The following is a 19,077-nucleotide window of genomic DNA, read 5'->3' on the forward strand; positions in this document are numbered from 1 at the left end:
CGCTACGGCAGCCCCGTCGCCGCCTGGAACTTCTGGCAGACCCACGGCTGGTACTAAACCAACCCAGCCACACACGCTGACCACGGCGACCCCAACCCCCGGGGCCGCCGTTTCGGCGTTTCCGCACGTAGGCTCGCGCCTTGTGAATCATCTGGGTGAGGTTGGCAAGACGCGCCATCTGGTCCTGCACGACTACGGGATGGGGGGCCTGTGGTGGTGGGTGTGGGCCGAGTCCGCGGAAGAGATCGTCCTTGCCTGCGCCGAGGTCGAGGTGGTCACGACCCCGGAGACCGTCGAACGCGCCGAGACCTGGGCCTTGGAAGAGGTCCATCTCGACGCACCGGACCCCAACCCGCTGTCCGGTCTCCGTGCCCAGCGCGAGGCGCAGCGCGGCCAGCCCGGGTTCGGCGTCCTGGCGGGTCGGGACCGTGTGTACTTGCGCTGCCAGGAGGACGGCGACGAAACGGTGTATCTGATGGAGTTCGGTCCGGACGGACGGCGGTTGCGGCAGGTCGAAGTCGGTCCGGACGGCGGTGCCGTGAAGACGACCGAGGAGGACTGGCCGTTCAACCCGCCCTTCGACCTGTATGACCCGCAGTATGCGTCCCTGGAGATCGATTCCACCGACTTCGAGGACGCGTGGCACCGGGCTCGCCCTGAGTCTCAGGGTTGATCAGTGCCCCGAGCGCCGCGCCACGCGAGTAGGTGGAGGGCCGCGCCGATTCCTACCGGGTCGTCGGTCGTGGGGCGTGGGAGGAGTTCGTCGCAGCGGGTGAGGCGGCGTACCACGGTGTTGCGGTGGGTGTGGAGGCGTTCGGCTACGCGGGCGGCGTTGCACTGTTCGTCGAGGTAGGTGCGCAGGGTCAGGGCGAGGTCGGGGTCCGCGTGGACGAGGTCGCCCAGAGTGTCGTAGATGAAACGGTCGGCCTCGGCCACGTCGTGGCTGAGCAGGGCGACCAGTTGGGTGTCGGCGTAGGTGCCCGCGCGGCGGGCGGTGGCGAGCCGGGCCATCATGCGCTGGACGGTGGCGGCTTCGAGGTGTGTCTGCCGGAAGCCGTCGAGGCCGGGCCGGGGGTGTCCGACGGCGACATGGACCGAGGGCACGGAGGCGAAGGCGGCGTTGAGTTCGTCCGAGCGTGGCGCGGTGGGAACCGGGAGCCACAGCCAGAGGGAGGAGCCGGTGGCGAGGACGGTGAGACGGCCCGTCGCGCCGGTCGCCGTGAGGAGGAGTTCGGCCGCGTTCTCCAGCCGGTCCCCCGGCACGTCGTGTCCCCAGACGATCGCTCCGAGATGGTGCCCGGTCAGCCGGTAGCCGAGCCGGGTCTCCGCGGTCTCGCGCGGGACGGGCGCGCCTTCGAGGAGGAGGGAGACCGTCGCGAGGCGTTCGGAGTGGGTGCCGCGGGTGAGGTCGTGGCGTTCGGCGCGGATGATGTCGGCGACGGCGGCGACGGTGTCGTCGATGAAGGCCGAGATCGAACGTGACGTCACGGCCAGGACCTCGTGGAGGACGGCCTGGTCGTCCGTGAGGCCGAAGCAGATCTCCATCCAGCGGCGCCACGCCACGTTCTGGCCGCGGCGCCAGGTCTCCAGAGCGGTCTCGTCGAGGCCCCGGCGGACCATGTCGCGCTTGGCTTCGAGGAGGTCGGGGCTGCGGTTCGCGCTCACCCGCGCGCCGGGGTCGCGCACATTGGCGGCAGCCCAGTGGAGCAGGATGGACAGATTGGCCCGGCGCGCGCCTTCCTGGAGGACGGGGTCGGTGTACGCCGGCTCCGTGCGCTCGCTGTGCACGACCGCGTCGAACAACTCGGTGAGCCATTCCGGACGCGGATTGAGGGCCTGTTCGGCGCCGCGCCGGATCACCTCCCGTGCCGCCTCGGACGGCAGCGGCCAGCCATCGCGGTCGTGCTCCGAGTTTTCGCTCACAGGTCTATTTCACACCATCCGAGACCGCATCACGGTTGATTTTGAACCTCGATCGCCGTGCGTCCGTCTCGGACACTGGTGCCGACAACGGCCCCGAGCAGAACCAGGACCACCATGCCCCGTACGGACGTGTCCTTCCCCTCCGGCGGCGACTCCTGCGCCGCCTGGCTCTACACGCCGACGATCCCCCCGGAGGGCCCGGCACCGGCGACTCGTCCGGTCGTGGTGATGGCGCACGGGCTGGGCGGCGTCAAGGAGGAGCGTCTCGACGCCTTCGCCGACCGGTTCACCGCCGCCGGCTATCTCTGCCTGGTCTTCGACTACCGCCACTTCGGCGCCAGCGGGGGCGAGCCGCGCCGGCTGCTCGACATCGAGCGCCAGCGCGAGGACTGGAGGGCGGCCGTCGCCCACGCCCGCACGATCGAGGGGGCCGACCCCGGACGCGTGGTGGTGTGGGGGACGTCGTTCGGCGGCGGGCACGCGATCGTGACCGCCGCCGGGGACCCCCGGATCGCGGCCGCGATCTCGCAGTGTCCCTTCACCGACGGCCTCGCGTCCTCTCTGGCCGCCCCGCCGCTGACTTCGCTCAGACTCACCGCCCGCGCGATCGCTGACCTGGTCGGCTCACGTCTGGGGCGGCCCCCGGTCATGGTCCCCAGCTACGGCGAGCCCGGCTCGACCGCGTTCATGACGGCTCCCGACGTCGTCCCCGGCATCAGGAAACTCCTGCCTCCCGGCGCGGACATTCCGAAGGACATCGCGGCCCGCTTCGCGCTCCACATCGTCCGCGACTTCCCGGGCCGTCAGGCCAGGAACGTCACCTGCCCGATCTTCTTCGCCGTCTGCGAACGCGACTCCCTGGCGCCACCCGGGCCCACACAGAAGTGGGCGGCCCAGGCTCCCCGGGGCGAGGTCAGGCTTTACGACGCCGGCCACTTCGACATCTACGTGGGCGAGGACTTCGAGCGCAACGTCGCCGACCAACTGGCCTTCCTCACACGGCACGTGCCCATCGCCTGAGCACACGACCGACGCCCCCGCCCCCACCGAAACCGACACAGACACCGACGCCGACACCGACGCCGAACGGACCGGTCATGCCTCGCTACGACCTCGCCGGACGCACCGTGCTGATCACCGGCTCGACCGGCGGCCTCGGCACGGCCCTCGCACGCGCCCTGCGCGACCGCGGCGCCCGTCTCGCCCTGCTCGACCTCGACGGCGACCTCGCGCAGCGACAGGCCACCGACCTCGGACCGGAGACGACCGCTCGGGGCTGGGCCGCCGACGTGCGTGACCTGGCCGGCCTCCGGTCGGCGACCGATGCCGCCGCCGCTCACTTCGGGCGCCTCGACGTCGTCGTCGCGGGTGCCGGCGTCGGATCCATGGCTCCCCTCGAAACCCTCGACCCCGAGGCATGGGAGCGGGTCGTCGACATCAACCTCTCCGGCGTCTGGCGCACGTTCCGCGCCGCGCTCCCGCACGTCAAACGGCACCGGGGCTATCTGCTCGCCGTCTCGTCCATGGCCGCCTTCGTGCATTCGCCGCTCAACGGCCCCTACGTCGCGAGCAAGGCCGGGGTCTGGGCGCTGTGCGACGCCACCCGGCTCGAACTGCGGCACGAGGGCGTGGGCGTGGGCAGCGCGCATCCAACGTTCTTCAAGACCCCGATGCTGGACGACGTCCACGCCGACCCCGCCGGCGCCGCTCTGGGGCGGCAACGAGAGCGGTTTGTGGAGGACGGTTCCCCTCGACAAGGTTGTGGACGTCGTCGTGACCGGATTCGAGCGCCGGTCCCCCATGATCGTCGCCCCGCGCCGCCTGGGCCTGGCCGCCCGAACTCCGGGGCTCGTGCGCCCGCTTGTCGACCGGTCGGGTTCCGCGGCACCACGATCCCGGATGCCATCGCCCGGTCCACCCCGGCCGGTTGGATCAGCCGGGCTCGGTGAGGCGCGGCGGCTCTGCCCCTTCGAGGATTCGTCGGGGCGGTGCCGTCAGTCCTTACCGGCCCCCGTCCTCGTTCTCCAGGCGCATCGACGCCAGGCCCCTGCTCGGGGGACGGCGGCCGGTGCCCGCGCGTTTTCGGCGGCGGTCGATCGCGGACGGTTCGACGTTGTCGGGCGTCCGCAGCGCCTTGATCACCTGGGTCAGATGGTCGTACATCTCCGCCGCCGCGGCCTCGCCATCGCGGCGTGCGATGGCGTCCCGGATGATCTGGTGCGAGCGCCAGCCCTCCGGTTCCGCCACGATCACGATCGACACGAACGCCAGCATGGTGCGGTACTGGAGCGGCTCGAGGAGTTCGGTGAGGACCGAGTGCCCGGCCATCGCCAACAGCGTGCGCAGATAGTGGCCGTGGGCACGGTTGACGGCGCCCCGGTTCCGCTGGTCGAGCGCTTCGAAGCCCTGCCGCAGACACGCGTCCAGCCGGGCGAGCTGCTCGGCGTCGTGGCACTGGGCCGCGCGTTCCGCCGCCCACGGCTCCAGCCGGGCACGGGCCTCGAACACCTCGACGATCTCGTCCAGTTGCTCCACTCCGAGCCGGGGGATGAACGCGCCCCGGTGCGGCTGGAGTTCGACCAGTCCCCGCCCCGCGAGATTGCGCAGCGCCTCCCGGACCGGCAGCCGTGACACCCCGAGAGCTGCGGCGAGGGTGTCGGCCACGATGTGCTCGCCGGGGGCCAGCCGCAGATCCAGCACTTGCGAAGTGAGCAGGTCTGTCACGCGCTGTTCGAGCGTGCTGGCCTTCGGGGCGGGCCGGTCGAGGGTGCTCGCCTTCGGAGTGGGCTGCACGGAGTGGGGCGGGGTGGCTGCTGGGGAGGGAGCGGACGCCGCGGCTGCTCGGGAGGGCATCCGGCCAGTATCGCCGACGGGTTCGGGGATGGGGAGACCGGACGGCCCAGGTACGGCGGGGCCGACCGGCCCTTCTTCGGACGAGCCGGTGCCCGAGCCGGCGTTCGTGCCGGCGTTCGTGCCGGCGTTCGTGCCGGCGTTCGTGCCGGCGTTCGGACCGGCGTTCGGACCGGCGTTCGTGTCTGGCGGCGCGCTCACGGTCCGTCTTCCGCCGCCGAATCCCGCCCCGCAGCAGTGAGTTCACCGGCATCCGCCGACCGCTCTCCCGGCCCCACCGCGATCACCCGCGTCCCCAACCGCCGTATCCGCTCGGGCTGGTGGGCCGTCAGCAGGACGCCGGTGCCGGATTCCGCGGTGTCGGTCAGGAGCCGTTCCACCTCGTCGCTCCACGCCGGGTCGAGGTGGGCGAAGGGCTCGTCGGCCAGCAGGAGATCGGGCGCGGGAACCAAGGCGCGGACGAGCGCGGCCCGTCGCCGCATCCCCCCGGAGACCTCGCCGGGCCGGAGCGCGGCCGCGGCGGTGAGGCCGAGGCGGTCGAGCAGCCGGTCGGCACGCTCCACCTCCGCGTCGGTGGGGCGGCGGCCGAGGCCGTAGAGCACGTTCTGCCGTACGGTCCGCCAGGGCAGCAGCCGCGGGTCCTGGAACAGGGTCGTACAGACGGCGTCGGGGGCGCGGCGCACGCTGCCCGTAGCCGGGGCCAGCAGTCCGGCGGCCGCCCGCAGCACGGTCGTCTTGCCGGCGCCGGACGGGCCGTCGAGCGCGACGATCTCGCCCTGACGGACGGTCAGGGAGACGTTTCCGAACGGTCTCACCGCCCCGAAGCGCACCCCGACCCCCTCCATCACCAGCAGCGGATCCGTGACACACGTCTTCATCGAGATCGCCTTCCTGCCGTCCGTCCTTGACCGCCCTTGACGCCGGGTCGAGAAATCATATCCAATACAACTATGGTAAGCCTAACCTTCTTAGGGCTGCGGAGGCTCGCCCTGTCCTCCGTGCTCGTCGCAGCCGCCGCGACCGGCTGCTCCGCGTCGGCCGCCGACCAGGCCGACGACGGCTCGACGGCTCCCCGCCTCCGGGTCGCGGCGGCGGCCAGCCTCGCCCTGGCGGCACCCCTGTCCGGGCTGAACGACTCCCCCGCCCTCTCCGGCGAGATCTCCGGCGTCACCACGACCCCGGTCGCCACGCCCGACGAGTTCAAGTCCCTGCTGACCTCGTCCCGGGTCGATCTGGCCGCACTGCCGACGATCACCGCGGCCAACCTCCACAACCGGGGCGTCGGCATCTCCCTGGTCGGCGTGGTGGACGCCGATCTGCTCAAGGTGCTCGCACCGAAGGGCAGTTCGGGCTGGAAGGCGCTGCGCGGCCGGACGGTGTACGTGCCCTTCCAGGGCGACGCCGGTGACGTGACGTTCCGGAAACTGGCCGAGGAGAACGGCCTCACGCCGGGCGAGGACTTCCAACTCGCCTACACCCGCAGCATTCCCGAGCTGATGAGCGCCGTGGCCACCGGCAAGGCGCGGTACGCGCTGCTCCCCGAGCACTTCGCCACCCTGGCCCTGCGCCAGGCACCGGCCGAGCAGGCCGGCCTCGCCGTACTGCTCGACCTACAGCGGGAGTGGCGGAAGGCGACCGGGGCCGGGTCGCTGCCGCAGTCGGCGATCGTGGTGCGCTCCGAATTCGCCGAGGACCACCCCGAGTTGGTCGCCAAACTGCGCTCCTACTTCACCTCCAACACCGAGGACATGGCCGCCGGAGACCTCGACCGGACCAGGGCGACGGAACTGGCCAAGGCCACCGGCATCACCGCCGACCTGGTCTCCACGCTCCTGCCGACGCTGCACCTGAGCTTCACCGAGCCCCGCGCGGCCCGCTCCGACATCACCACCCTCCTCACCGAGGCCGCCGACCTCTCGCCCCGATCCGTGGGCGGCAAGCTGCCGGACGGGGCCTTCTACGGTGAGTGAGACGGCGGTTGACGGAGAGGCGGACTGTCCGGCGGGTGAGCCCCCGGACGCACCGGCACCCAAGCCCACGCCCATGCCCGAGTCCACGCCCAAGCCCGAACCCATGCCCAAGCCCGAACCCATGCCCACGCCCGTGCTCGCACGCACTCGCTCCACGCCACGCGAGCAGCGCGGCGATCCGACCCGCCGCCGTCGCACCGCCGCCGCTGCGGCCAGCACCCTCGCCCTGGCCGGCACATGGGCCTGGGCCGCGCGAGGGCTGCCCGAGGTCGTGCTGCCGTCCCCGTGGGACACCCTCCGGGTCATGGGCCAACTCGCCGCCGACGGAACGCTGTTCACCGAACTCGGCACCACCCTGCTGCGCGTGCTGACCGGGGCGGCCCTCGGCGTCCTGGCCGGCGTGACCGCCGGAACGCTCTCGGCCCTGTCCCCGGTCGCGGCCGGTGCACTCGATCCGATACGGGTGCTACTGACCGGCGTACCGCCCGTCGTTGTCGTGATGATGGCGATGATCTGGCTCGGCCCCGGAGGCACGGTGGTCGTCCTCGCCGTGGTCGCTGTCCTGCTTCCACAGGCCCTCGTCGCGACCGAGGACGCCGTACGCCGGGTCGATCCGGAACTGACCGAGATGAGCCGCGCCTTCCGGGTGCCCTGGCACTGGCTGGTACGGCACGTCGGGCTGCCGTCCGTGGCGCCTCCGGTGATCGCCGCGGTGGCGGTGTCGCTCTCGGGAGGGCTGCGGCTCGGCCTGATGGCCGAGGTGCTGGCCGCGCCCGACGGGGTCGGCGCCGCGGTGTCCACCGCGCGCGGCTACCTGGAGACCGCCCGTGTCTTCGCCTGGGCCGGGGTCGCCGTGCTGTTCGCCGTCGTCGTGGACGCCCTCGTGCTGCGCCCGGTGCGCCGCCGCACCTCCGCGTGGCTGGAGTCGGCCTGACCTCGCGCATCTCCCACCGCTCCTCCTCATCCCACCCCGGGCCACGCCAGCCATGCGCACCGACGCCCCTCCGCCCACCGATCCGGCCCCCGACCGTCCCCACGACGCCCTGTCGCGGACGGAAGCCACCGAGGCCGTCGAACGGCTCCTGCGCGCCACGGCACGATTACGCCGCCTCGCCGCCGACCGCTACCCCTTGTACGCCGTCGACGGCAACTGGACCTTCTCCCGGCGCGGTTCCTGGACGCCCGGCTTCTGGGCCGGGCTGCTGCGGCTGACCGCGCGGATCACCGGTGACCGCACGGACCGGCGGCACGCCGCCGAGGTCGGCGCGCGGCTGGCCGAACGGCTCGACGACGACACCGTGACCCGGTCCATGACCTTCTGGTACGGCGCCGGCGCGGACCGTCCCGACCTGGCCCGGGAAGCCGCCCGACGGCTGCTCGCCACCGCTCTGCCGAACGGGGGCCCGATCCCGGTGGGCACCGCCTGGGGCCGGGCCGCGTCCGGACGACGGGAGGTCGAGGTCGACTGCTGGGGGCCGCTGGTCCGCCTACTGGCGTGGTCGGCACCGGAGTTGGGATCGGTGGCGCAGCAGGCGGTCGTCGCGCAGACGCGGTCCTGTCTCGACGAATGCCTCACCGCGACCGGTCCAAGGATCGTGGAACGCCTCATCGTCATCGACGGGACACCGGCGCCCGCGTCCCCGCCCACCTCCGAGGCCCGCCCCGCCGCCTGGGCGCTCCTGGGCCTCGCCGAGTCGGCCGACGCGCTCGCCGGCAGCGCCCCCGGCCTCGCCGCGGACTGCGTCCGGGCCGCCGTACGGCTGAGTCGTCCGCCCCTGCACGACGGCTCCTCCGCCGAGGACACCTCCGCCGACGCCATCACCGCCGTGGCCCTTCACAAACTCCCCCGAGTCCCCCGACTTCCCGCGCACACCGCCACCGCCCGCGCCGTCACCGCCCGGCTGGTGCGTGAACGACTGTGCCCCGACGGGGCGTTCCCCGGCACGCACTACCGCGTGTCCGGCCCGACCGGCGGTCCCGCACCGGAGCCCGCACGCGTCGAATCCGTGTGGGCCCTGTTCTTCCTTCTCCTCGCGCTCGCCATCGACGTCGAGCTGATCACTCCCGACGAGTTCTGACCCATCCCCCCCACAGAGTCCAGTCCAGCTTCGGAGGCACTTCCATGAGCGAGACCCTCCAGCACAGCACCGCACCCCCGCGCCGCCCCGCTCCCCCACCGGCGTCCCTGCCCTTACGCGGACACGTCCTGCGCCTTCCCGCCGGGCCGCCGCCCGGGCTGGCGCCCGCCCTCGCCGTCGTACGCGACCATGTCGCGCGGCTCGGCGCGCGGACGGTGACCGCCGGGTCGGACGGCGACGAGGACTCCGTACGGCTGCGGCTCGGCGGCCGGGGTGAGGGGCTCTCCCTGCGGCTGAGCGGCTGGGGCGGGCTGCTGGCCGGGCACGAGACGTGGGGGTCGTTCCAGGAGACCACCGGGCAGGCGGCGACCGGGCTGATGGCCGTGCACGGCCGGGCGTGCGGCGGTCCGCGGCCGCTCGGCGTCGACTATCTGGGCACGGTGGGCGGGGTGGCCGCCACGACCGCGCTGCTCGCCACGGCGCTCGGTCAGGCACGTGGCATCGATGTCCGGCGGGCCGAACTGGCGCTCGCGCACACCGCGTTGTTCACCCTGGGGCAGTATCTGGCCGCCGCCACCGCCGACGAGGAACCGGAGGACGACGACGAACCCACCCGTCCCTGGACCCCCGGCGAGCAGCCGCCCTTCGTCTCGGCCGACGGCATCCGTTTCGAGGTGGAGGCGCTGGAGGCCGGTCCCTGGCAGGCGTTCTGGCACCAACTCGGTGTCCCCGCACGGCAGATCGCCGAGAGCTGGGGTCCCTATCTGGGCCGGTACGCACGAGCGACCTGTCCCGTCTCCCCCGCCCTGGCCGAGGCCGCCGCCCTCCACCCCTACTGCGAGGTGCTGCGGATCGCGGAGATCACGGGCATGAGTGTCAGCCCGGTCCGCGGTCTGGGGCACCGGTCGGCCGACGAGGACGTCGTCCACGACCACGCGCCCTGGACCGTGACCCACGAGGGCACGACCAGCCCGACCGCCACCGACGCGCCGTCCGGAACCGGCCTCCCGCTGGCGGGACTTCGGGTCGTGGAGTCCACCCGCCGTATTCAAGGCCCCTTGGCCGGGCTGCTGTTGGGTGCGCTGGGCGCCGAGGTGATACGAATCGAGCCGCCGGGCGGCGATCCCCTGCGCGGGGTGCCGCCGATGGCGGGCGACGCCTCGGCCCGGTTCGTCATGCTCAACCGGGGCAAGGAGATCCACGAGATCGACTTCCGCACCTCGAAGGGGCGCCGCCACTTGCTCGATCTCGTCGGCGGCGCGGACGTCTTCCTGCACAACTGGGCGCCGGGCAAGGCCGCCCAACTCGGCCTCGAACGGCCCGACCTGGCCGCCGTGAGCCCCGGGATCGTCTACGCCTGGGCCTCCGCGTGGGGCCGTGACGCGCCCGCCGCCCGGCTGCCGCTCGGCACCGACTTCATGGTGCAGGCATGGTCCGGCGTGGCCGACGCGGTCCGCACCAGCGGCCGGCCGCCCGCGCCGTCCCTGGTCACCCTGCTCGACCTCCTCGGCGGGTACGTCGCGGCCGAGGCCGTCGTCGCCGGTCTGCTGGCCCGGCAGCGCGGGGCCGCCGGAGTCCGCGTGGACAGCTCCCTGCTCGGCGCCTCCCGCGTCCTGCTCGGCCCCCGGCTGCGCTGCGCCGCCCCCGCGCACCCCACCGGCTTCACGGCCGCCACGGCCGACGGACTCCTCGCGGTCGCCGCCGACCATACGACCGTCAAGGCGGCGGGCGTCCCCCTCGACACGAACACGAGCACAAACACCAACACCGACACGGACACGCACGCGGACAGCACGGCCCACCTCCACGCCCGCCTCGCCGCCGCCGGCGTCCCGTCCGCCCCCGTCCGTACCGACCTGCGTTCCCTCCCGGCCGATCCCACGCTCGGCCAGGTGTTCACGCACCGGGGATGTGCCCTGGTGACTCCGCCCTGGAGGTTCTCGTGACCCGGCCCGCCCCCACCGCCGTAGAAGCGCCCGCCCAGCCGCCGACGTACCCCGACCTCGTCCCGGCCGCCCTGCGCGCCGAGTGGCGTGCGCGGGGACTGTACCCGGACGTGCCGGTCTTCGAACTGTTCCGCGGGCAGGCCGCCGCGCAGCCCGACACGGTCGCCGTGTTCGACGACAGCGGGGAGACGACGTACGCCGAACTCCTGGACGCGAGCCTGCGGTTGGCCGCCGGACTGCGCGGGCTCGGCATCCGCGCCGGGCAGACCGTCGCCTGCCAACTCCCCAACTCCTGGCAGGCGGTGGCCGTCGACCTGGCCGTGGCCGCGCTCGGCGCGATCGTGCTGCCGTTCCCGGCCGGGCGCGGCGACCAGGACATCCGGGCGCTGCTGACCCGTTCCCGGGCCGTCGCGCTGATCGTCCCGGCCCGGCACCAGGACGTCGACATGGTGTCCGTGGCGGCCGCGCTCGCCCCCGGCCTGCCCGCCTTCACCCACCTGATCGCGCACGGCGGGGAGGCGGGAGACGGACGGATCGCCGCCCGTCTGGAGGCCCTCCTCGCCCACGAGCCGCTGCCGGTGGCCGAGTTGCCGCAGGTCTCGGCCGACGCCGTCGTACGGCTGCTGGTCTCGTCCGGCACCGAGTCGGACCCGAAGCTGGTGGCGTACTCGCACAACGCGCTGGTCGGCGGCCGCGGGCGCTTCCTGGCCCGGCTCCAGGTCGACGGGCGGCCGATGCGCGCGATGTATCTGATGCCGCTGGGTTCGTCCTTCGGCTCCGGTGCCGTCTTCTGCGTGCTGGCCCACCTCGGGGGATCCCTGGTGCTGCGGCGCCGCTTCGATCCGGGAGAGGCGCTGTCCGCGCTGCACCGATGTCGTCCCACTCATCTGCTGGGCGTGCCGACGATGTTCCAGCACATGGTGGCCCATCCGGCTCTCGCCGCGTCCGACACCTCGTCCGTCGAATGCGTGGTCACCGGTGGCGCGTTGATCGACGCGGCGACCGCCCGGCGCTGCACCGAGCATCTCGGACGGCGGCTGATCAGCCTGTACGGCTCCGCCGACGGCGTGAACTGCCATACGGGAGTGGACGATTCACTCGAAGTGTCGCGGGAGACCCTGGGCCGGCCCGACCCGGACGTGTGCGCCATCCGCATCCTCGACGACAAGGACCGCGAGCTGCCGCCGGGCGAGCCCGGGGAGATCGTGGCGCTCGGTCCGATGACCCCGCTCTGCTATGTCGACGCGCCCGAGCTGAACGAGCGGTACCGCATGCCCGGCGGATGGGTGCGCACCGGCGACCGCGGCTGGATCGGCGCCGACGGGCGGCTGCGGATGGCCGGCCGGAAGAAGGACGTGATCATCCGCGGCGGTGGCAACATCAGCCCCGCACAGCTCGAAGGACTGATCGCCGGCCACCCGGACGTGCTCGGCGTTGCCTGTGTGGCGGTGGCCGACCGGGTCATGGGCCAGCGGGTGTGCGCCTGTCTGGTACCGGCCGGGGGCCGGGCGCCGACGCTGGGTGAGGTGACCGGGTTCCTGCGCGCGGGCGGTCTGGAGCCGCACAAGCTGCCCGAGTACCTGCTGATCCTGGACGAACTCCCCTTGGGCGCCGCGGGAAAGGTCGACAAGCGGCGGCTCGCCGCGCTGGCGGAACGGCACTACGCCCACCTCGGCGGACCGGGACGCCCGCACGGCATCGTGCCGGGCTGTGAGCGGGACCTGCGCGAGAAGGCCGCGCCCCGGCACCGTCCGGTGGCCGAACTCGTCGCACTGGTACGGGACTTCGTGGAGCAGGAGATCATCCCGGCCGAACCCGTCCTCCAGAGCGACGGCCCAGAGGCCCGGCGGCGACTGCTGGAACTGCGCGCCCGCGCCCGGGAGTCCGGGCTGTGGGGGCTCGGCTTCCCCGAGTCCGTCGGCGGACCCGGACTGCCCCTCGCCGACTACCTCTTGATCGCCGAGCAGGAGGGCCGCTCGGAGTTCGGCCCGTCCGTCCTGGGCGGCGAGACCGTCGTCGACGTACGGATGCTCCTCGCCCACGGCGGCCCGCGTCTGCTCGACGCCTACCTCCAGCCGTTGGTGGACGGCGAGTTGTCGGTCAGCTTCGGCATGACCGAGCCCGGCCGCCCCGGATCGCAACCCCAGGCCGTGTCCACGCACGCGGCCCGCGAGGGCGACGGCTGGTCCGTCATCGGCCGCAAGTGGTTCATCTCCAACGCCGGTTTCGCCGACTGCACCGTCACCATGGCCCGGACGGAGTCCGGCCTGTCCGCCCTGCTGATCCCCACCTCCACCCCCGGCTACCGCAAGGTGCGTTCCCTGAAGGTGTACGGCCGCGACACCGGCCAGTGGGAGATCGAGCTGGACCATGTGCACGTACCCGGCCACCTGTTGCTCGGCCGGGAAGGGGACGGGCTCGCGGTCGCCGGGGAGCGGATGACACTCGGCCGTACGCTGCGGTCCATGCACTGGCTGGGCGCGGCCCAGCGCGCCTTCGACCTGATGTGCCGGCGCCTGCGCGAACGTGAGGTGCATGGCGGGCTGCTGAGTGAGCGTCAGCTCATGCGGGAGCATGTCTTCCTCTCCTACAGCGCGATCAGCGCGGCCCGCGAGCTGACCTTGCGCGCGGCCGGCGTCCTGGACCGGGGGCTCGACGGGCGCGTGGAGGTCGCCGCCGCCAAGGTGGCCGCCTCCCGGACCGCGAGCGACGTCGCCGAACGGGCCGTGCAGGTGTTCGGCGCCGAGGGGCTCTCCGACGACCAGCCGCTGTCCGCGATGGCCCGCCGTCTGCGCACCACCCGCATCCTCGACGGGCCCGACGAGGTCCACATCACCAGCGCCGCCGGCCGGTTGCTCCAGACCTTCGCGACCGCCACCACCTTCGACTTCACCCGCTCCGGCACCGACCGCGACCACGCACTGGAGGCGACCGCCCCGTGACCCCCACGCCCGTCCCGACCACCACCCCCATCCCGGTCGCCCCGACCACGCCGGCCGCCTCGATCGCCGCCGCCCGCGCCCTCGTCCCCGCCCTGCTGGAGCGGGCCCCGGCCGCGGACGCCGAGCGGACCGTCGCCGCCGAGACCGTCGCCCTGGTCGAGGAGGCCGGCCTGTTCCACGTCCTCACCCCGGTCGAACTCGGCGGCCAGGGAATGGACTTCGAGACCGCGCTGCTCACCACCGCCGAACTCTCCCGGGGTTGCGCCTCCACCGGCTGGCTGCGAGCCGTCATGGGCGGCAACACCTGGGCCGTGGCCCAGATGGACGAGGCCGCGCAGAAAGAGGTGCTGCGTGAACCCGGGCATCGGATCGCCCTCCAGCTCCGGGCGGGCGGCCCGGCGGCCGAGCGGGTGCCCGGCGGCTACCGGCTGCGCGGGGTGCGCGGACGGTTCTGTAGCGGCATCGACCACGCCCGCTGGATCCTGGCCGGCCTCGACGTCGAGCCCGCCGAGGAGGGCCGGGCGACGATCCCGCACCTGCTGCTGATCCCCGTCGAGGACGTCACCGTCGTCGACGACTGGTACACCCTCGGACTGCGCGGCACCGGCAGCCGCTCCTTCGTGATCGAAGGGGCGTTCGTCCCCGAGCACCGGGCGTTGCCACAGGCCGAGTTGGACCCGCTGACCGCGACCCGGCCCCGCCCGGACGGGCCGGTCTTCCGGATGGCGTTCACCGCGACCGGCACGGTCGCCCTGGCCGGCGTCCTCCTCGGCACGGCCCGCGCCGCCCTCGACCTGTACGCCGGCACCGGCCGCCACGTTCCCGCCGTGGACCTGCCCGCCCTCACCGCCACCGTCGACGCGGCCGAGGCGCTCCTGCGCACCGACCTAGCCCTCCTCACCCACTCGGCCGTCCCCGGCGGCAGCCGCGCCGAACAGGCCCGGATGCGGCGCGACATCGCCTACGCGGGCGTGCGCTGCCGGGACGTCATCGACACCGTCTTCCGGAACGCCGGCTCGGGCGGCGTCTACGACAGCTCCCCGCTGCAACGCCTGTGGCGGGACGCCAACACCGCCGCCCTCCACCCCACCTTCGACCTCACGCGGTGGGGCGGCCACTACGCGGCGGTCACCGCGGCGCCCGCAGCTCCCGTAGCACCCACCGCGGAGCCGACGTCATGACCACCACCGACACCTCCCGAGGAGCAGCAGCGATGACCACGACCCCCGTCGCCCCGCGCACCCTGGACGAACTGAGCGACCTCGTCACGCCGTACGCCGTCCGGATCGCCGCCACCCTGCGCCTCGCCGACCACATGGCGGCCGGTCACACCAAGGTCGAGGCCCTGGCCGAGGCGTCCGGCTGCCGGCTGCGGCCGCTCGCGGCGATCCTGGAGTATCTGAGCCGCCGGGGTGTCTTCACCCGTGTCTCCGCCCAGCAGTACGGCCTGAACGCCGAGGCGGAGCGGCTGCGCGACGACCACCCCGGCGGGCTGAGGTTCCGGCTCGACCTCACCGAGGTCGGCAGCCATGTCGAGACCGCGCACCTCGGCTACGTCGGTTTCGCCCGCCGCGACGCGACGGCCGGCTCCGCCTACGAGGCCCACTACGGCACGGACCTGTGGACCGCCCTCGCCGGCGACCCCGTCCTCGCCGCGTCCTGGGACCGCTTCATGAGCGGGGTCACCCGGATCGCCGCCGACCAGGTGGTGACCCGCTTCGACTGGACGCGCCGCGCGCACCTGCTCGACGTGGGCGGCGGCAGCGGCACCCTGCTGCGGGCCGTCCTCACCGCCCACCCGCATCTGACCGGCACCCTCGTGGAGATCGACCCGGCGGCGACGGCGGCCCGGGACGCCCTGCGCGAGAACGGTCTCGACGCGCGCGGGAACGTGGCCGAGCAGAGCTTCTTCGACGCCCTACCGGACCACGGCGACGTCTGCCTCCTCGCCCAGGTCCTGCACGACTGGGACGACGCCGACGCCGTACGCATCCTGCGCCGCTGCGCGGAGGCCGCGGGCCCCGACGGCCGCGTCCTCGTCGTCGAGCGCCTGCCCCACCTCGACGCCGGCCGTCTCCAGGCCAGTTGGATGGACCTGCGGATGCTGATGCTGTTCGGCGGCGGGGAACGTACGGAGGAGCAGTACCGCGCGCTGATCACCGAGGCCGGTATGGCGCTGCATCTGACCCAGGTGGTGTCGGCGGGGGCGCTGGGCGGGGACATGGTGCTGCTGGAGTGCTCGGTACGCGCGTGACCCGCGCGCCCGGCCCGTTCCCTTCGGCCGGGCCCCGACCCGGGGTCCGGCCGTGTCCCGCAGGTGAGGAGACAGCCGTTCCGATGCACCCGGATCCGCACGTCCTGGTCCTGGTCGCCCACCCCGACCTCGGCCGCTCCCGCGTCAACGCGGCCCTCGCCGACGCCGTACGCGGGCTGCGGCACGTCACCGTGCACGATCTGTACGGCAGTTACCCGGACCACCGCGTCGACGTGCCCCGCGAGCGGGCGCTGCTCCACGCCCACCGCACGGTCGTCCTCCAGTTCCCCTTCTACTGGTACTCGACGCCCCCGCTCCTCAAGCAGTGGCTGGACCAGGTCATGCCGTACGGTCCCGCCCTCACCGGGAAGACGCTGCGCCTGGCCGTCTCCACCGGCAGCGCGGCGCACACCTACACCCCCGAGGGCCGCACCGGTTACACGATGGCGGAACTCCTGCGCCCGCTGGAGGCCACGGCCCGTCTGACCGGCATGGACCTGGCCGAACCGCTCCTCGTGCACGGCGCCCGTAACCTCACCGACGAGGAACTGAAGCGGACGGCGGAGCGATATCAGGAGCTGCTGTGCGCAGCCGGGGCCGTACAACGAACGTCATAGGAGCGGCTGTTGAGAGGGAGGCGACGCGCCCTTGACGGCCCGTCGCCCGGAGATGAAGGATGGGCGGCGCTTCTATGACAACGTTGTCCAAGAGAGGTGGCTGACGCCCATGAGATGGACTCGGCGCATGCGCGGGGCGGTGGTGGCGCTGGCGGTCCTCGGAGCCGCGTTCGTCGCACCCACCCCATCCCCCGCGGCGGCTGCGGCGGACGGTGGCGGTCAACTCACCGATCTGGTCAACCCGTTCATCGGAACCGAGAACGAGGGCAACACCTATCCGGGCGCGGCGGTGCCGTTCGGGATGGTGCAGTTCTCGCCGGACACCGGGCACAACACCGGCTACGACTACTCCCACAACCGTATCCGGGGCTTCTCCCTCGTCCATCTCTCCGGTGTCGGCTGCGGGCTCGGCGGCGATCTGCCGGTGCTGCCCACCACCGGTGACGTCACCGAGACGGACTACGCCCGCTACGCCGCCGAGTTCGGCCATGACACCGAGAAGGCGAGCCCCGGCTACTACAAGGCCGCGCTGAAGACCGGCATCACCACGGAACTGACCGCCACCGAGCGCACCGGCGTGCAGCGGTACACCTTCCCGGCCACCGACAAGGCCAACGTCCTGCTGAACGCGGGCCAGTCGCTGCATCGCACCGTGTCCACGAAGGTCGAGGTGCTGGACAACCGCACCGTGCGCACCGCGATCACCGGCAGCGGCTTCTGCCAGGACACCAAGCCGTACACGGTCTACACGATCACCCGGTTCGACCGCCCGTTCACCGCGTACGGCACCTGGGACGGCTCCACGGTCACCGACGGCTCGCGCAGCGGCCGGGACGGCGCCTATGTCCGCTTCGACACGAGCAAGGACCGTACCGTCGAGGCGACGACGGCACTGTCGTACGTCGACGCGCGCGGCGCGGCCGTCAACCTCCGTGCGGAGGGCGGCCGTTCCTTCGACCGGGTCCGCGACGCGGCGCGGCGTGTCTGGGAGGACCGGCTCGACGACGTGCGGGTGCGAGGGGGCGGTGACACGCTGCGCCGTACCTTCTACTCGTCGCTGTACCGGTCGTTCCTGGCGCCGAACATCGGCAGTGACGCCGACGGCCGGTACACCGGCTGGGACCAGCGCATCCACCGCGCCCGGGGCTTCACGTACTACCAGAACTGGTCCCTGTGGGACACCTACCGCACCCAGTCCCAGCTCCTGTCGCTGCTCGCGCCGCGCGAGGCCCGGGACATGGCGATCTCCGTCATCAGGATCGACGAGGAGAGCGGCTGGCTGCCGAAGTGGGGCTACGGCACGGTCGAGACGAACATCATGACGGGTGACCCGGTCACCCCGTACCTCACCAACGCCTACCAGCAGGGCCTGCTCAAGGGGTACGAGGAACGGGCGTACCGCGCGCTGAGGAAGAACGCCGACGGCGTGCCGCCCGCGGACTCGCCGGCCGTGGGCCGCGAGGCCAACGCGGAGTATCTGGCGGGAGGTTTCGCGCCGTACGTGAAGGGCCGGCCGCATGCGAAGCCCGGTGACTCCGACTACGACCACGGGGCGTCCGCGACACTGGAGTACGCGCTGTCGGACGCGATGCTCGCCGCGATGGCCCGGGACCTCGGACACACCGCCGACGCGGCCCGCTACGCCGCGCGGGCCCAGAACTACCGTAGGATCCACGACCCTTCGACCGGCTTCTTCCGGGCGCGTGACGCCTCCGGTGCGTTCACCGGGCCCGCGGACCCGGCGCGCGGCGAGGGCTTCCACGAGGGCACGTCGTGGCAGTACCAGTGGCTCGTCCCGCAGGACCTGCCCGGGATGGTCGACCTGATCGGTGGCCGGCAGGCGGCCAACGAGCGGCTGGACTCCTTCTTCGCCTACGACGAGTTGGTGCGCGACCCGGCGCGAACGGCGCGCGAGGTGTGGGTGAACGGGCCGTACGACTACTACAACGCGGACAAGTACAACCCGCAGAACGAGCCCGACCTGATCGCCCCGTACACCTATCTCTCGACCGGCCAGCCGTGGAAGACCACCGATGTCGTGCACGCCGCGCTGACCCTGTTCACGGACGCCCCGACCGGTATGACCGGCAACGACGACCTGGGCACGATGTCCGCGTGGAACGTGCTGTCGTCGATCGGCATCTTCCCGGTGCAGCCCGGCTACGACACCTGGGGCCTGTCCACGCCCGTCTTCGAACGGGTCGACCTGCGCCTCGACCGCCGCTACTACCCGCGCGGGAAGCTCACCGTGACGGCGCCCGGCACCTCGGACGACCGCCGCTACATCGGTTCGGCGCGGGTCGACGGCGCGCCGTACGGGCGGACGTATCTGACGACCGACACGCTGCGCCACCTGCGGTCCCTCGATTTCACGGTCGGCACCGCGCCGTCCGCGTGGGGGACCTCTCCCGAGGACGCGCCGCCGCCGCTGAACTGACCCGGGACGCCGTCTGTCGGCCGTCATGGTGAACGGACGGGCCGCGTCGGGCCCGGAGGC

At 72.9% G+C, this 19,077-nt stretch carries 15 protein-coding genes; 12 read left to right on the plus strand and 3 right to left on the minus strand.

What is annotated here, in order from left to right; genetic code table 11:
* The first annotated feature begins 142 nt into the window (after positions 1-142).
* Positions 143-673 (plus strand): hypothetical protein, encoded by a 531-nt coding sequence (locus tag G6W55_RS00005; protein WP_309243576.1) that lies wholly within the window; start codon positions 143-145, stop codon positions 671-673.
* On the opposite strand, the gene G6W55_RS00010 is transcribed toward G6W55_RS00005, so the two are convergent.
* Positions 664-1,923 carry a helix-turn-helix domain-containing protein gene (locus G6W55_RS00010; RefSeq protein WP_175518637.1) on the minus strand — a complete coding sequence of 420 codons (1,260 nt, stop codon included), beginning with the start codon at positions 1,921-1,923 and terminating at the stop codon, positions 664-666. The two genes, G6W55_RS00005 and G6W55_RS00010, sit on opposite strands and share 10 nt — an antisense overlap.
* Before the next feature lie 114 nt (positions 1,924-2,037).
* On the opposite strand from G6W55_RS00010, the gene G6W55_RS00015 reads away from it, so the two are divergent.
* Complete coding sequence (locus G6W55_RS00015; RefSeq protein WP_175518638.1) at positions 2,038-2,943, plus strand: alpha/beta hydrolase; 906 nt, start codon at positions 2,038-2,040, stop codon at positions 2,941-2,943.
* Positions 2,944-3,020: 77 nt separating this feature from the next.
* Positions 3,021-3,872, plus strand: a complete 852-nt coding sequence (locus G6W55_RS00020) for an SDR family NAD(P)-dependent oxidoreductase (protein WP_254876036.1) — start codon at positions 3,021-3,023, stop codon at positions 3,870-3,872.
* 52 nt (positions 3,873-3,924) lie between these two features.
* Here the strand turns inward: G6W55_RS00020 and G6W55_RS00025 are convergent, their stop codons facing one another.
* Positions 3,925-4,776 (minus strand): GntR family transcriptional regulator, encoded by an 852-nt coding sequence (locus G6W55_RS00025; protein WP_175518639.1) that lies wholly within the window; start codon positions 4,774-4,776, stop codon positions 3,925-3,927.
* Between the two features lie 194 nt (positions 4,777-4,970).
* Positions 4,971-5,651 (minus strand): ATP-binding cassette domain-containing protein, encoded by a 681-nt coding sequence (locus G6W55_RS00030; RefSeq protein WP_175518640.1) that lies wholly within the window; start codon positions 5,649-5,651, stop codon positions 4,971-4,973.
* A gap of 120 nt (positions 5,652-5,771) precedes the next feature.
* Here G6W55_RS00030 and G6W55_RS00035 point away from each other — a divergent pair, with 120 nt between their 5' ends.
* From G6W55_RS00035 to G6W55_RS00080, 9 genes are all read left to right on the plus strand, one after another.
* The gene (locus tag G6W55_RS00035; protein WP_175518641.1) at positions 5,772-6,743 is read left to right on the plus strand and encodes an ABC transporter substrate-binding protein; all 972 of its coding nucleotides are present in this window, start codon (positions 5,772-5,774) and stop codon (positions 6,741-6,743) included.
* A gap of 133 nt (positions 6,744-6,876) precedes the next feature.
* On the plus strand, positions 6,877-7,677 hold the full coding sequence (locus tag G6W55_RS00040) for an ABC transporter permease (RefSeq protein ID WP_175518642.1): 801 nt from the start codon (positions 6,877-6,879) through the stop codon (positions 7,675-7,677).
* Positions 7,678-7,729: 52 nt separating this feature from the next.
* Positions 7,730-8,821, plus strand: coding sequence for a glucuronyl hydrolase (locus G6W55_RS00045; RefSeq protein WP_175518643.1), 1,092 nt, complete (start codon positions 7,730-7,732; stop codon positions 8,819-8,821).
* Positions 8,822-8,865: 44 nt separating this feature from the next.
* On the plus strand, positions 8,866-10,767 hold the full coding sequence (locus G6W55_RS00050; RefSeq protein ID WP_175518644.1) for a CoA transferase: 1,902 nt from the start codon (positions 8,866-8,868) through the stop codon (positions 10,765-10,767).
* Positions 10,764-13,709 carry an AMP-binding protein gene (locus G6W55_RS38270; RefSeq protein WP_309243577.1) on the plus strand — a complete coding sequence of 982 codons (2,946 nt, stop codon included), beginning with the start codon at positions 10,764-10,766 and terminating at the stop codon, positions 13,707-13,709. The genes G6W55_RS00050 and G6W55_RS38270 overlap by 4 nt, the downstream gene beginning before the upstream one ends.
* A complete protein-coding gene (locus G6W55_RS39360; protein ID WP_175518645.1) occupies positions 13,706-14,890 on the plus strand; it encodes an acyl-CoA dehydrogenase family protein in 1,185 nt (394 codons plus the stop codon). The genes G6W55_RS38270 and G6W55_RS39360 overlap by 4 nt, the downstream gene beginning before the upstream one ends.
* 32 nt (positions 14,891-14,922) lie before the next feature.
* A complete protein-coding gene (locus tag G6W55_RS00070) occupies positions 14,923-15,963 on the plus strand; it encodes a methyltransferase (protein WP_175518646.1) in 1,041 nt (346 codons plus the stop codon).
* Positions 15,964-16,046: 83 nt separating this feature from the next.
* The gene (locus G6W55_RS00075) at positions 16,047-16,580 is read left to right on the plus strand and encodes an NAD(P)H-dependent oxidoreductase (protein ID WP_175518647.1); all 534 of its coding nucleotides are present in this window, start codon (positions 16,047-16,049) and stop codon (positions 16,578-16,580) included.
* 109 nt (positions 16,581-16,689) lie between these two features.
* Positions 16,690-19,017, plus strand: coding sequence for a GH92 family glycosyl hydrolase (locus tag G6W55_RS00080; RefSeq protein WP_175518648.1), 2,328 nt, complete (start codon positions 16,690-16,692; stop codon positions 19,015-19,017).
* The last annotated feature ends 60 nt before the right edge of the window (positions 19,018-19,077 follow it).

The organism is Streptomyces sp. CAI-85, from assembly GCF_013363615.1.
Classification (GTDB): Bacteria; Actinomycetota; Actinomycetes; order Streptomycetales; family Streptomycetaceae; genus Streptomyces; species Streptomyces antibioticus_B.

Excerpts from the sequence above, each read along its gene's own strand:
- G6W55_RS00080 (WP_175518648.1), top strand. The coding sequence starts at position 16,690 with ATGAGATGGACTCGGCGCATGCGCGGGGCGGTGGTGGCGCTGGCGGTC.
- G6W55_RS00020 (WP_254876036.1), top strand. The coding sequence starts at position 3,021 with ATGCCTCGCTACGACCTCGCCGGACGCACCGTGCTGATCACCGGCTCG.
- G6W55_RS00025 (WP_175518639.1), bottom strand. The coding sequence starts at position 4,776 with ATGCCCTCCCGAGCAGCCGCGGCGTCCGCTCCCTCCCCAGCAGCCACC.
- G6W55_RS00070 (WP_175518646.1), top strand. The coding sequence starts at position 14,923 with ATGACCACGACCCCCGTCGCCCCGCGCACCCTGGACGAACTGAGCGAC.
- G6W55_RS00075 (WP_175518647.1), top strand. The coding sequence starts at position 16,047 with ATGCACCCGGATCCGCACGTCCTGGTCCTGGTCGCCCACCCCGACCTC.
- G6W55_RS00015 (WP_175518638.1), top strand. The coding sequence starts at position 2,038 with ATGCCCCGTACGGACGTGTCCTTCCCCTCCGGCGGCGACTCCTGCGCC.
- G6W55_RS00030 (WP_175518640.1), bottom strand. The coding sequence starts at position 5,651 with ATGAAGACGTGTGTCACGGATCCGCTGCTGGTGATGGAGGGGGTCGGG.
- G6W55_RS00045 (WP_175518643.1), top strand. The coding sequence starts at position 7,730 with ATGCGCACCGACGCCCCTCCGCCCACCGATCCGGCCCCCGACCGTCCC.
- G6W55_RS00050 (WP_175518644.1), top strand. The coding sequence starts at position 8,866 with ATGAGCGAGACCCTCCAGCACAGCACCGCACCCCCGCGCCGCCCCGCT.